The sequence below is a fragment of the Paracoccus sigandri genome (assembly GCF_003709565.1).
In the GTDB taxonomy this organism is placed as follows: domain Bacteria; phylum Pseudomonadota; class Alphaproteobacteria; order Rhodobacterales; family Rhodobacteraceae; genus Paracoccus; species Paracoccus siganidrum.
This window is the reverse complement of the sequence record NZ_QNRC01000001.1, coordinates 1-12,222: the sequence shown is the minus strand read 5'-3', so window position 1 is coordinate 12,222 and position 12,222 is coordinate 1. Positions and strand designations below refer to the sequence as shown.

Annotated in this window: 15 protein-coding genes and 1 tRNA gene; 5 read left to right on the top strand and 11 right to left on the bottom strand. The window is 65.1% G+C overall.

The window, feature by feature from the left end; all coding sequences use genetic code 11:
• The 6 genes from C9E82_RS00070 to C9E82_RS25400 all read right to left on the bottom strand — a co-directional run bounded on the left by C9E82_RS00070 (window position 1) and on the right by C9E82_RS25400 (window position 4,264).
• Window positions 1–537 (bottom strand): hypothetical protein, encoded by a 537-nt coding sequence (locus C9E82_RS00070; protein WP_147393067.1) that lies wholly within the window; start codon window positions 535–537, stop codon window positions 1–3.
• Window positions 537–1,325 carry a hypothetical protein gene (locus C9E82_RS24015; RefSeq protein ID WP_147393068.1) on the bottom strand — a complete coding sequence of 263 codons (789 nt, stop codon included), beginning with the start codon at window positions 1,323–1,325 and terminating at the stop codon, window positions 537–539. Before C9E82_RS24015 ends, C9E82_RS00070 begins: the two co-directional genes overlap by 1 nt.
• Window positions 1,322–2,725, bottom strand: a complete 1,404-nt coding sequence (locus C9E82_RS00060; protein ID WP_244935980.1) for a YfjI family protein — start codon at window positions 2,723–2,725, stop codon at window positions 1,322–1,324. Before C9E82_RS00060 ends, C9E82_RS24015 begins: the two co-directional genes overlap by 4 nt.
• Before the next feature lie 113 nt (window positions 2,726–2,838).
• Entirely contained in the window at window positions 2,839–3,720 is an 882-nt protein-coding gene (locus C9E82_RS00055) for a DUF7146 domain-containing protein (protein ID WP_119897741.1), read from the bottom strand.
• Window positions 3,713–3,979 carry a hypothetical protein gene (locus C9E82_RS00050; protein ID WP_119897742.1) on the bottom strand — a complete coding sequence of 89 codons (267 nt, stop codon included), beginning with the start codon at window positions 3,977–3,979 and terminating at the stop codon, window positions 3,713–3,715. The genes C9E82_RS00055 and C9E82_RS00050 overlap by 8 nt, the downstream gene beginning before the upstream one ends.
• Window positions 3,980–4,069: 90 nt before the next feature.
• Window positions 4,070–4,264 (bottom strand): winged helix domain-containing protein, encoded by a 195-nt coding sequence (locus tag C9E82_RS25400; protein WP_425325173.1) that lies wholly within the window; start codon window positions 4,262–4,264, stop codon window positions 4,070–4,072.
• Between the two features lie 105 nt (window positions 4,265–4,369).
• Here C9E82_RS25400 and C9E82_RS25395 point away from each other — a divergent pair, with 105 nt between their 5' ends.
• Window positions 4,370–4,714 (top strand): hypothetical protein, encoded by a 345-nt coding sequence (locus tag C9E82_RS25395; RefSeq protein WP_425325172.1) that lies wholly within the window; start codon window positions 4,370–4,372, stop codon window positions 4,712–4,714.
• 59 nt (window positions 4,715–4,773) lie between these two features.
• Here the strand turns inward: C9E82_RS25395 and C9E82_RS24010 are convergent, their stop codons facing one another.
• Window positions 4,774–5,451 (bottom strand): hypothetical protein, encoded by a 678-nt coding sequence (locus tag C9E82_RS24010; protein ID WP_147393069.1) that lies wholly within the window; start codon window positions 5,449–5,451, stop codon window positions 4,774–4,776.
• Entirely contained in the window at window positions 5,448–6,635 is a 1,188-nt protein-coding gene (locus C9E82_RS00035; RefSeq protein ID WP_119897745.1) for a tyrosine-type recombinase/integrase, read from the bottom strand. Before C9E82_RS00035 ends, C9E82_RS24010 begins: the two co-directional genes overlap by 4 nt.
• A 357-nt stretch (window positions 6,636–6,992) precedes the next feature.
• On the opposite strand from C9E82_RS00035, the gene metG reads away from it, so the two are divergent.
• The 4 genes from metG (at window position 6,993) to C9E82_RS00015 (ending at window position 11,129) form a co-directional block, all read left to right on the top strand.
• Window positions 6,993–8,711 (top strand): methionine--tRNA ligase, encoded by a 1,719-nt coding sequence (gene metG / locus C9E82_RS00030; protein ID WP_119897746.1) that lies wholly within the window; start codon window positions 6,993–6,995, stop codon window positions 8,709–8,711.
• A 266-nt stretch (window positions 8,712–8,977) separates the two neighbouring features.
• On the top strand, window positions 8,978–9,898 hold the full coding sequence (gene rocF / locus C9E82_RS00025; RefSeq protein ID WP_119897747.1) for an arginase: 921 nt from the start codon (window positions 8,978–8,980) through the stop codon (window positions 9,896–9,898).
• Window positions 9,899–10,005: 107 nt separating this feature from the next.
• A tRNA-Leu gene (locus C9E82_RS00020) sits at window positions 10,006–10,091 on the top strand.
• Between the two features lie 309 nt (window positions 10,092–10,400).
• Entirely contained in the window at window positions 10,401–11,129 is a 729-nt protein-coding gene (locus C9E82_RS00015; RefSeq protein WP_170162046.1) for a Crp/Fnr family transcriptional regulator, read from the top strand.
• A gap of 64 nt (window positions 11,130–11,193) precedes the next feature.
• On the opposite strand, the gene C9E82_RS24310 is transcribed toward C9E82_RS00015, so the two are convergent.
• The 3 genes from C9E82_RS24310 to C9E82_RS00005 all read right to left on the bottom strand — a co-directional run.
• Window positions 11,194–11,334, bottom strand: coding sequence for a hypothetical protein (locus tag C9E82_RS24310; RefSeq protein ID WP_170162043.1), 141 nt, complete (start codon window positions 11,332–11,334; stop codon window positions 11,194–11,196).
• Between the two features lie 36 nt (window positions 11,335–11,370).
• Window positions 11,371–11,799 (bottom strand): NUDIX domain-containing protein, encoded by a 429-nt coding sequence (locus tag C9E82_RS00010; protein ID WP_119897749.1) that lies wholly within the window; start codon window positions 11,797–11,799, stop codon window positions 11,371–11,373.
• A 2-nt stretch (window positions 11,800–11,801) separates the two neighbouring features.
• A partial coding sequence (locus tag C9E82_RS00005) for a GcrA family cell cycle regulator (protein WP_183154018.1) occupies window positions 11,802–12,222 on the bottom strand: 421 nt, incomplete at its 5' end.

Sequence of the window (12,222 nt, the reverse complement as noted above, 5' to 3'; positions counted from 1 at the left end):
TTACGCCCTCCGCTCTGTCAGGATTTTCGGCATCGGATCAGCCATGCCGCCAAGAATGCGCAGCACAGATGCCGCGCCCTTCATGTCAAAATTGTCGTCGCCAAGGTCACGCAATACCACGACCGCAAAAGTCGGCTGGCCCTCACTGGTTGCGCCCACGGCCAGCCATGCGCCGTAGTCGAATCTCGCTCGCGCGAATTCCTCGATGCTCTGGGAACAATCCCCCGTCCGAAGAACGTGACCTAGGTATTCCATCAACGCCGCTGCACCCGGTTCGCCTGCCCGCCACTGGCTGGGGAAGCCGCGCGCCGTTTCAACATCGATCCGCTGAATGAAGTCATACCCGCCACGCCTGAGCATTCCGACAAATGCCTGTTGAAGGGCAGCCAATGCTGCAGGGTCGGTTACGCGAGCGACCTCACTCCCAATGGGGTCCAGACATTTGCCAGCCCATTCGCGGGCAATTTCTTCCGCTCTTTCGGCCATGATGGCGCGAAAAGCACGGCGGTTCTGAGCATACGCATCACGAGGGGGCATTACCTATCTCCTTTCCAGCATTCCGATTGCGGGCAGTCGGCATCCCGGCTCACCCATTGCTTGCAGATGCCGCAGAACAATCGCCCGGCCGGGCCGTGACGGTCCCATGCCGTCAGGTTGCGCCATTCATCCAGCCGAACGATGCGCCCGGTCCAGGTGCGGCAATAGCCGTCAGCATCGGGCCGGGCGTCGTCCTGCCGGTCGGGCTCAGGCGTTGCAGCTTCCAGACGGGCAACATGTTGGCTGCTATTCCCGCTATTCGGAGGGGGAAAATAGCAGGAATAGCGGGAATAACGGGAATAGCGGGCCGCTGGTGGTTGGTCGGGATCAGCTGTCACGTCCTCGGCGACCTGCTGGCCGCGCTCGGCGTGCGCAAGGTCAGTGCCCCGGAGCTGGTCCCGGACTTCCTCAACCACGCCTTCCGCGCGGGATACGGCGCGGTTGATGGTGCGCTTATCAACGCCCGTGGCTTCGGCTGTCTCGGAGGCGAACGCTGTGGGCCTATGCCCCCGCCCATCATCACGCTTGCTTTCAATCGGGACAATTTGCCCCGATTGACGCGCCTCCCAAAGCTCCTTCCGCTTGGCGAGATGCTCGGCCTCCTGCGTCGGCGTCAGTTCCGAGCGCATCAGGTTCTCGTCGGATTTCTCTACCCTACACCCTGACAAAACCTGACATAAGCCCGGATTTTGGGCTTCCGGGACCCTTTTGTCGGGTTTTGTCAATATGTCGGGTGGGGGTTTCCCGTTTTCATCGGGTCGCTTCGCGAGTGCCAGCCAGCGGCTCATTTCGACCCCCAGATCCGGGGATTGACGATGAACATCAAGCGCGGGCGACCGCCGGTATCCTCGGCCACCTGACGCAGCCAATCCCCCTGTTCGAGAACAGACATGGCCGCCCCGATTTGCTTGGAGGTCTGCAATCCGCTCAGGCCCCGGCGCTGGATCTCGCGAACATTCAGATTGCGAGGTCTTTCCCTGAGGATCAGGGCAGCCAGCTTTCGGGCATTGCGGATTTCTTCGGCGGGCTCTGCGGCGCCGTAGGCCCGGAAAGCATGGAGGCGCAGATGCTCGCCGACCAGATGGCAGGCACGGCCAACATGTTCGCTCTCGATGCTGTCGGGGTATCGGCCATCGGAACGGGCAGCCCAATCGAGATGCGCCAGCACGCAGGCGACACGCACCGCCAGGCCGGGCAGCTTGCCGATATGCCCCTTGAAGATGCCGGTCGCCTCGATCTCCCATTCACGACATTGCCCCCGGAACTCTTGCAGGGCGTCCGCAGCGTCAGGGCTGAACGGCACATAGAACGGACGGGCATTGCCTGAGTCGTCAAAGGCAGAAGGAAGTCCCCTGAGCCTTTCCAGGGCAATCCGCAGCTTTGCCGCATCGATCTGTGCGGACGGGCGTGAAAGCGGGACCGGCTCGGGATAGACAGTGAGGAAACGGGCAAGCAGGCCGTCATCATCGGTTTTCACCAGCAGACTGGTCAGCTTGTCAGGCTGCGTCCCCCCGAGGATGGCCACGGTCAGATGGTCAACGATGATCGGTTCGGGGCTGCCTTTCCGGTCCACGGTGTAGGAGCGCCCGCCATAGGCTTCCAGCCAGAAGGGACGGTCGCCGCCGCCGCTGTAGCGGTCCATGCTGCCCAGCCAGCCGGAAAGCTCGTCCCGTGACAGCAGAAGGCCCCGCCAGGTAGCCGCCAGCAACGACGCAACCCCCTCGGTTGTGGCGTCTGATATGCTGATGCGTTCGCGAACCGGAGGGGGGCCTGCACTGGCAATAGCGGGTTTGGCCGGGGCGTCGTTCCCCTCGGCGATGGCCTTCTTCGTCTCTACTTTCCATTGTGCCAGCGCGAGCGCGGCGATTTCCTCATCGCGCTCCCATTCGCTCCGCCTGGTCTTGTACTCCTCGCTCAACCCCCGCTCGATTTCCTTGACAGGATCAATGACGGCATCGAGCGCCGGGGATTTCCCGGCAGACGGATCACCCACCAGCATCGCCCACAGGACGGGAGGTTCCTTCCACCCCTCCCAAGGGGCTGCCCACCGCGAATTGCCGATGACCGCGCTGGCGGTGGCAAGAAGGGCAAGCGATACATAGTCAACCGGCGCACCTTTCACCTTCGCGGCGGTGCTGATCCATTCCGCCCACGGCCCGAACACGACCGAGAACTCGTCATCGGTCATTACGGGCGCTGGGGGCCGACCGGATTGCGAAAGCGTAAGATCCGGCTCGGGCCAGTTCGCAGCGGCGTCAAAGGGAATGGGCTGCGGGAATTCCGTATTCATGGCGGGAGCGTTCATGCTGCTGCCCCTTTCATTTGCAGAATGTCGTTCCAGTCGCGCCCCTCTGGCGCGGGAAGCAGGCTGACGGTCCAGCCGAGGGCGGCAGCGCGTTCGGCCAGCTTGTTCGCGGCCTCCCTGCCGGGCTTGTCGCCGTCCGGGGCGATGGTCAGGCGTCCGGGTCGGGACGGCAGGCGCAGCCCGGCGATACCGCCACAGGACAGAGCCGCCCAGATGGTCGCGGGCCGGGGCAGGAGGCCAGAGGCGAGGCTGAGCGCGGTTTCCATGCCCTCGGCCACCACCAGCGGTCCCTCGGCCTCCACGAGGCGCACAGCCCCACCCAGAGCGGCGCCCTGCATCGCCTTCGCAGGATCTATCTCCGCCTTGCCGCTGCCATCTGGTCGCAGGTAGGTGCGATGGATGGCCAGCCGGGGCAGCCCGTCGATCCGTGCGACCAGCGCCGGGAAGCGCCGGGCGGAAGGATGCCAGCACTCGGGATGAAAACGCAGCGTATCGGGCAGGGCGCAGGTGATGCCCCTGCCGCGCAGATAGGTTTCCGCGATGGTGCCACCGATCGGTTGCGCCTCGTTCCATGTCGCCATGGCCTTGCGCTCCATCCTGGCGGCTGCCGCCTCGGCCTCAGCTTTCCGTCTGGCGATTTCCGCCGGGCCGGGCGGCTGGGGTCGATTGTGCGGGTCGATCAGGCCCCGCTCGCGCAGAGCCGTCAGGACCTCCATGAAGCCGCAGCCTGCCTTGCAGTTCAGCAGCAGGCGGCCGTCATCACCATCGGCCAGCGTCAGGGACGGGCGGCGGTCGCCATGCGCCGGGCAGCAGGCAAGGCCATAGCGGCCATGCCATTTGCCATCCAGGGCAGCGGTGAGGGATTGCGCATCACTCATGCCCAGCCCCTTCCGTTGTCGCCGTCTCCGGGCCGTATCCCCCGCTCTGCCGGGGCATTTCGCGCCACCTGCGGAAGCGGATGGATCGGTCGGTGCCTTCTTCCGTGGTCAGGGCCGCGAATGCAGCCAGCGGCGCCGGGATGAAGCACAGGGTTTCCCCGCGATAGACCTCAATCAGTTCGGCGGGGTCTGCGCCCTCGGCCAGCAGCTTGCGGCAATAGGGCAGGAGCGAGGGTTTGACAGGAAGATCAATCCGCATGACCGTTCCCCCAGATCAGGGCAGCCAGAAGGGCGGCGCGGTCATGGCTCAGGCCGTAACGGGCGCAGAGCCGCGCAATGCGAAGGGCCCTCATGCGGCAGCCCTCCGACCGAGGGACACGCTGGATTGCAGAACGTATCGGGCGTGATGACCGGGGAACGGGCCGTCATGGTTCTCGTGAACCGTCTCGATGCAGACGCCCTGCTGGCGCAGCTTGAACACATAGGCCGACCAGCGCGGGCCGGGGTGGTCAATCGGGGTGCAGCCCGTCGATCCGGCGTGCATCAGGCATTCGAGCGCCCAACGGTCGCGGCCCTTGACGATGATAACGGCGGGTTCTTCGGTTCCGTTCTGGACCGTGAAGGCCTGTGCAGGCCATTGCTTTGCTGTATGCATTTCCTTGCCTCATCTCTTGCGGGCAAGGGCGTGATGCGCTATGTTTGTGGTATTCATCCACCACAGAACGAATGCGCCACCGCCCTAAGCCCCAGGGTGGTGGTTTCGTTATGCGGCGTCGGCACGGGCAGCTTTTGCCCGTTCGATGACCCCAAGGATTTCGGATTGTGGCCAGCGGGACAGCGCGCCCAGCTTGATCGGCTTCGGAATGGTGCCATCCGCTACACGACGCCAGAACGTTGGAACGCTGATGCCGAGAAGCGGCGCGGCTTCGCGGTCTTTCAGAAGGGGATCGGTGATTGGCATTGGTCAGCCCATTGCTTAATTGCGATGGGGTGATGATGGGTGACAAGCCATTAGCCTTCATGCCGGATATTGTCGGGATTTTTCCGACACGCTCAAAGCTTGATTAAATGTAGGGGAAAACCAGCTAAGGCGTTCTGTGGCCCGGCTTCTTGGATATCCTTTTGCTTGGCCAGCTCGGCGTTCACGGCGTCGGCAAGACGGTAATACCGTCCCCGAAACTGCTTGTTGTTCCAAACATCTTTCACCGCGCGAAACGTTACTTCATGTCGCCCATACGCAGCAAATGCATCCGCTATTAGGTCGCAAGCTGATGCATGCTCCGAACTAACATCGTTTCTGCTGGCGTTAATTTTGAACCCATCGATCAACTCTTTCATCATGGTGAAAATGAAAACATCACGCTCGTGGTTTGTGGATAAGGTTTTACCGCGCTTCTTTGGCAGTGGCGGGGCCGTGCCGTCAAGAATCGATGCGGCAAAGAAGGATTCTGCTTTTGTTAACGCCACTCCCGCATGAAGTTTAGAGGACGCAATACGAGAAAGAAGTTTGCGAGCGTCCGCGTTGCATCGAGCGGCTGAAACCAGCCAGTCGCGAAGGCAGTCATACATTACGATGTAAGTGGCGTTGGGGCCTACGCGATATTCACAACCTAGTTTCCACCACAACAAATACTCGCCCGGTGATTGTGGAATGCCTGTTTCCGATGAGATCCAGCGAGAAACCTCACGATTTGCGAAATCAGCGGCGGCGTCCAAGTTATGTTTCTTCAATATGCCATCCTGACCAATTGCCCCGACTGCCCGGTGACATACTGCGCCCAGCGCGCCAGCAAGGCCCGGCGCTGTTCCAGGAAATCCGTGCGGCGGTAGGCCCGCTCGACCGATCCGCCAACCACATGCCCCAGCATAGTCTCTGCCACCTCGTGGGGGGCGTCGGTCGCCTCGGCCAGCCAGTCGCGAAGGCTGGAACGGAAGCCATGCGGGCGAGCCTCCATCTCGCGGCGCTCCATCAGCCGGGCCATGGTGGCATCGGAAATCACCCCCTTGCGCACGCTCGGGAACAGGAACCCGTCGCGGGCGTGGGCTTGTGCGGCCTCGATAACGGCCAGAGACTCGGGAACCAGCGGCACCCGGAAATCTGCAGTGGCATCCCTTCGGCCTTTCATCGCCTCGGCCGGGATGGTCCACACGTCGCCGTCGATCTGGCTTTCATGCAGGAATCGCAGCGGCAATGAGCGCACACCGGTCAGGATGAGCAGGCGCAAGGCCAGGTGCGTGACCGTGCCGTCATTCAGGCTGTCATAGAAAGCGGGAACGTCCTGCCACGGCAAAGCTGGGATGTTCCCGGACTTGTGACGGGGCTTTCCCAGCAGCGCCCTGGCCTTTTCCGTTGCCTGCAAATCGACCTCCAGGCCGAGTGCAGCAGCGTGCTTGAGGCACAGGCTAAGGCGATTGATCGCTTTTCGCGCCGTCTCGGCCTTGCTGTGCCAGATCGGCAAGAGGCAGTCGCGAATGTCGGCTTGGTCGATATCGGCCACGGGAACCTTGCCCAGCTTCGGAAGGATGTGACGCTCAAGCGGGCTGAACCAGCGCCCGGCCTTGCCGTCGCCTTTCAGTTCGGCCTTGCGGCTCTCGAAAGCATCAAGGGCGATGTCTTTCAGCAGGTGCAGATTGCGCGCTGCTTCCCGTTTCTCGCGCTGGCGCTCCTTGATCGGATCAAGCCCGGCGCGGACCTTGGCGCGGGCGGCATCAGCATGTTTGCGGGCTTCGGCCAGCGGCACGGCGGGGAATGCGCCGAGCCCCATTTCGCGCCGCCTGCCGTGAACAGTGACTCGCAGCACCCATTTGCCCCGCGCGGTTTCTTCCTTCACCAGCCATAGCCCGGCCCCATCCGCATACTTGCCGGGGCCAAGTGCTGCCGCTGCCTTCGCGCTCAATCTGTTGGTCGCCCGCACAGTCCACCTTTCCCACCGAAGATCTGGTCCCCCCTGGGGTCCACCCCTAGATATGGTATGCGCTGATTTTCGCTGATAGAGGGTGAACGCGCCATCTGCCCAAAAAGGCAGGTTTTGATGGATGACCGAGAATTCCTGAGAGGCGCTGATTTCTAGATATAGTGGTATTCAATGCCCTTCACCGGCACCAGTCACAGACTGGAAACCGCAGCCAGGGACCGCCTTTCGGGGCGGTCTTTTGCTTTTCCGGCTGCGGCGCTTTCGGGCAGCGCGCCCCGGCGCGGCGCCGGAAAATGCGGCCACTTTCATTCGCCCCGCATCGCGGCTAGACAGGCGCCGACTGACAAGGACGCAGACATGGCCCGCCATCTCATCACCTCGGCAATTCCCTATATCAACGGCATCAAGCACCTGGGCAACCTGGTCGGCTCGCAGCTGCCCGCCGACCTGTTCGCCCGTTACCTGCGGGGCCGGGGGCATGAGGTGATGTTCATCTGCGCCACCGACGAACATGGCACGCCGGCCGAGCTGGCGGCGCAGAAGGCCGGCCAGCCGATCGCCGAATTCTGCGCGGAAATGCATGCGGTTCAGGCCGATATCGCGCGGCGCTTCGGGCTGTCCTTCGACCATTTCGGGCGGTCCTCCAGCGAACGCAACCGGGTGCTGACCCAGCATTTCGCGGGACGGCTGGCCGATAACGGCTATATCGCCGAGGTCAGCGAGAAGCAGGTCTATTCCGTCGATGACGGCCGCTTCCTGCCCGACCGCTATATCGAGGGCACCTGCCCGAATTGCGGCTATGACAAGGCGCGCGGCGACCAGTGCGAGAACTGCACCAAGCAGCTGGACCCGACCGACCTGATCGAGCCGCGCAGCGCGATTTCCGGCAGCACCAACCTGGAAGTGCGCGAGACCAAGCACCTGTATCTGCGCCAGTCGGCTCTGAAGGACCAGATCAGCGACTGGATCGACAGCAAGACCGACTGGCCGATCCTGACCACCTCGATTGCGCGGAAATGGCTGAACGACGGCGAGGGGCTGCAGGATCGCGGCATCACCCGCGACCTTTCCTGGGGCGTGCCGGTCCGGCGCGGCGACCAGCCCTGGCCGGGGATGGAGGGCAAGGTCTTCTATGTCTGGTTCGACGCGCCCATCGAATATATCGCCGCCACCGCCGAATGGGCCGATGCGCAGGGCCTGGACGACAGCGCCTGGCGCCGCTGGTGGCGGCTGGACCAAGGCGCCGGGGACGTGACCTATACCCAGTTCATGGGCAAGGACAACGTGCCCTTCCACACGCTGTCCTTCCCGGCGACCATCATCGGCTCGGGCGAGCCGTGGAAGATGGTCGACTACATCAAGAGCTTCAACTACCTGACCTATGACGGCGGGCAGTTCTCGACCAGCCAGGGGCGCGGCGTCTTCATGGACCAGGCGCTGGAGATCCTGCCGGCCGACTACTGGCGCTGGTGGCTTCTGTCGCACGCGCCGGAATCGGGCGACAGCGAGTTCACCTGGGACAACTTCCAGCAATCGGTGAACAAGGACCTGGCCGATGTGCTGGGGAATTTCATCAGCCGGATCACCAAGTTCTGCCGCAGCAAGTTCGGCGAGGTGGTGCCCGAAGGCGGCGAATACGGCCCGCAGGAACATGAGCTGATCGAGGCGATGGCCGCCCGCATCCGCGCCTATGAGGATTGCATGGCACGGATGGAGGTTCGCAAGGCCGCGGCCGAATTGCGGGCGATCTGGGTGCTGGGCAACGAATACCTGCAGGCCGCCGCCCCCTGGTCCACCTTCAAGACCGACCCGGAACGGGCGGCGATGCAGGTGCGCCTGGGGCTGAACCTGATCCGGCTCTATGCGGTGCTGTCGGCGCCCTTCATCCCGTTCTCGTCCGATGCGATGCTGGCGGCGATGCGGACCGGGCAACGCGACTGGCCGGGCGACGTGGCCGGGGCGCTGGCGGTCCTGCCGGCGGGTCACGCCTTCACCGTGCCCGAGGTGCTGTTCGCCAAGATCAGCGACGAGAGCCGCGAGGAATGGCAGGCCCGTTTCCAGGGCGTGCGCGGCTGAGGGACGCAACCGGCGGGTGATCCTTCGCTGCCGGCGGCGGAAACCCCGTGATCGGGCCTGTTCTTGCCGACCCCGGCGCCGCATCCGCTTGCGTTTTTCGCGCCGCAGGCCTATGGGCGGGGCGCCGACCCAGGAACGGGCGTCTTCCCTCTCGCCCCGCCCCAGGCAAGCCGTTTTCCCATCCCGTGACGCCATGCGCCGCCTGCCGGCTGTGGACTTTCCGCGCCGGGCCGCTTTATCTCGGCCCCAGCGGACAGGAGGACGAGATGACCCATTGCATCCTGATCGGGGCCCCGGTGGACGAGGGCCAGCGGCGGCCCGGCTGCCTGATGGGCCCCGCGGCCTATCGCACCGCCGGGCTTGCCGGCACGCTTGCCGCGCTTGGCCACGGCGTCGAGGATCGCGGCGATGTCCGGCCCGCGCCGGGCCGGGGCGAGAGTTGCGCCAATCCCGCCGTCCACCACCTGCCCGAGATGATCGCCTGGACCGAGGCGCTGCGCGCCGCCGCCGAGGCCGCGCTGCCCGACGGGATGCCGATCTTCATGGGCGGCGATCATGCACTGGCGCTTGGCACGGTGGCGGGGGTCGCCGCCCATGCCGCCCGCATCGGCCGGCCGCAATTCGTCATCTGGCTGGATGCGCACAGCGATTTCCACACGCTGGAAACCACCAGCTCGGGCAATATCCACGGCACGCCCATGGCCTATGCCAGCGGCCTGCCGGGATTCGATCCCTTCCCGCCCTTTCCCGCGCCGATTCCGGGCGAGCAGATCTGCATGTTCGGCATCCGCAGCGTCGATCCGGCCGAACATGCCGCCATGCAGCCGACCGAGATCACCGTCAACGACATGCGGGTGCTGGACGAACAGGGGATCGTGGCACCCTTGCGCGCCTTCCTGGACCGGGTGAGCGCGGCGGATGGGCTGCTGCATGTCAGCCTGGACGTGGATTTCCTCGATCCCTCGATCGCGCCCGCGGTCGGCACCACCGTGCCCGGCGGCACCACCTTCCGCGAGGCGCATCTGGTCATGGAACTGCTGCATGAATCGGGGCTGGTGAGTTCGCTGGACCTGGTCGAGCTGAACCCGTTCCTGGACGAGCGCGGCCGCACCGCCAAGCTGATGGTCGACCTGGTCGGCAGCCTGATGGGCCGCAAGGTCTTCGACCGCCCGACGCGCAGCTATTGACCGCCGGCCCGTCCTGCGCGGCGGGAGGGGGCGGGCATGTCATGCTTGCCAAGGCCGGGCGGGTTGGCTAGCCACAACCAGCCGGCGGGAACGCTGGCAGCGCCGGTGCGGGCGTGATGGAATGGTAGACATATCAGACTTAAAATCTGTGGGCCGACAGGCCGTGTGGGTTCAAGTCCCACCGCCCGCACCAGAAAACCGATCCATGGCAAGGGCTTGACGGGGCCCTTGCGGCCCTTTCCCGCTGCCGGCGATCGCTGCCCGGAAACGGGTCGCCTGTGGCATTGACGCAGCGTCAGGTTCTGCCGTGGCCGGCGGGCTTGAATTCCCTGGCCAAGGGATGCGTATCATCATAACAGACTGCGCCGGCAACCGCTGGCCGCTGGCGGAATTGCCGGGGGCCGTCATCTTCAGGTTGTTTCCTTGTCCCTTCGTTCCGCTATCGAAGGCGGTTCCTTGTTCGCCGGCAGCGCGATGTGGCGAAAACGACAGGGGTAGCCAATTGACCAGGCGTGCCGATTCGACGGGGGATTCCGAACAGACCGCAAGGGGCAGGCGGGATGGGCGGGGGGCCTTCCGGGCCTATGACCAGATCCCCCAGCCCGCGCTGCTGCGGGGCATGGCGGGCGACCGGCTGCGGGCCTTCCTGTCGGAATGCAGCCAGCACAGCCATCCCGCCTCGACCGAGATATTGCGGCAGGGCGAGAAGGCGGAGAACGCCTTCCTGATCGCCCGCGGGCGGGTCGAGGTCAGCTATATCGACATCGACGGCAATGTCATCATCGCCCATATCGCCCGCCCCGGAGAGGTGGTCGGCGAGGTCGAGCTGTTCTCGGGCAGGCCCTGCGCCGCCTCATGCCGGACCCTGCCGGACACGGTGCTGCTGTCCTTCGGGGCCGATCTGCTGTTCCGCCATGTCCCGGCGGCCGTGCTGCTGAAGAACCTGGCCAATATCATGCATGACCGGCTGACGCGGGACAACCGGCAGCAGTCGATCGCGCAGTTCTATCCCGCCGACCGGCGCATCTGCCTGCATCTGCTGAACCTGACGACCCCGATGGACCCGGAAACCCGCATCGGCCAGGCCGATCTCGCCTCGCTCTCGGGCACGTCGCGCGAGACGGTGAACCGCACGCTGGCCAAGCTGCGCGCGATGGCCATCATCGATATCGGCCGTGGCCGGGTGCGAATCCTGGATCGGGCCCGGCTGGAGGCGGTCAAGCTGAACTGACCCGTCCCTGGGGCCAGGGAAAAGGGGCAGCCTTGCGGATGCCCCTTTCCTGCTGTGGGTCGTTTCAGAAGATGCCGGTCAGATACAGGATCACGATCACCACCACGGGCACGCCCAGCCACCAGGCCACAAGACCTTTCATTTCGATCTCCTCGGGTTCGTTGCTGAAGAAGGAACGCGCGCCGGGCGATTGCGGTTTCCGCAAGATGTGATTGCTTGGGGGACGGGCGTGCGGATGCCGCTAGAGTCCCTTATGCATGGCCAGGGCCTGGCCCAGCACCGCGTCCACATGCGCGCTGAGCGGCACCATCCCGTCCAGCACCCCCCGGATCGGCAGCCATGCGGCATCGAGGGCGTCATCCGCCGCGGCGGGCTCGCCGGACTGATAGTCGCACAGCACGGCGGCCAGCAGGAAATGGAACTGCAGCGCGCCGTCGGGGCCGCGCAGGATCACGTCGACATTGTCGATATAGCGGCGCGGGCGGGCGATGATGCCGGTTTCTTCGGCCAGCTCGCGGGCGGCGGCCTCAAGCGCGGTCTCTCCGGGATCGACATGGCCGCCGGGGAAGCCCCACAGCCCCGCGTCGGGCGGATTGCGGCGCCGCACCAGCAGGACCTGATCCTCGCTGATCGTGACCGCCAGCGCGGCAAGGCGCGGGAAACCCGCCACCGTCAGCGGCGTCGGTCGCGGCGCGAGCTCATCGGCTGGAAGGCGACGCCGACATGGGCCTCGCAATAGGGCTTGCCGGGCTGGCTGGGCAGGCCGCAGAACCAGAATTTCTCGGTCGCCGGGTCGCCGATCGGCCATTTGCAGGTCCGCTCGGTCAGCTCCATCAGGGTCAGCTTGCGGGCGCGCTTCTCGACCTCGCGGACCGAGGCCAGCGCCTCGGGGCTGATCTCGTTGGCCGAGGGCTGCGGCGGCAGCGGCTGGCCGGCCGGCACGATCGGACGGCGCGGGACCGGGGTGAAGGCGGGCTGCGCCGCCGGGGCCTCGGCCGCGGGCGCGCGGGCCGCGGCCGGTTCCGGCGCGGGCTCGGGGCGCGAGGGCGCGGCGGCCGGCTTCTTCTCGACCTTCTTCTCGGGGGCCGGGGCC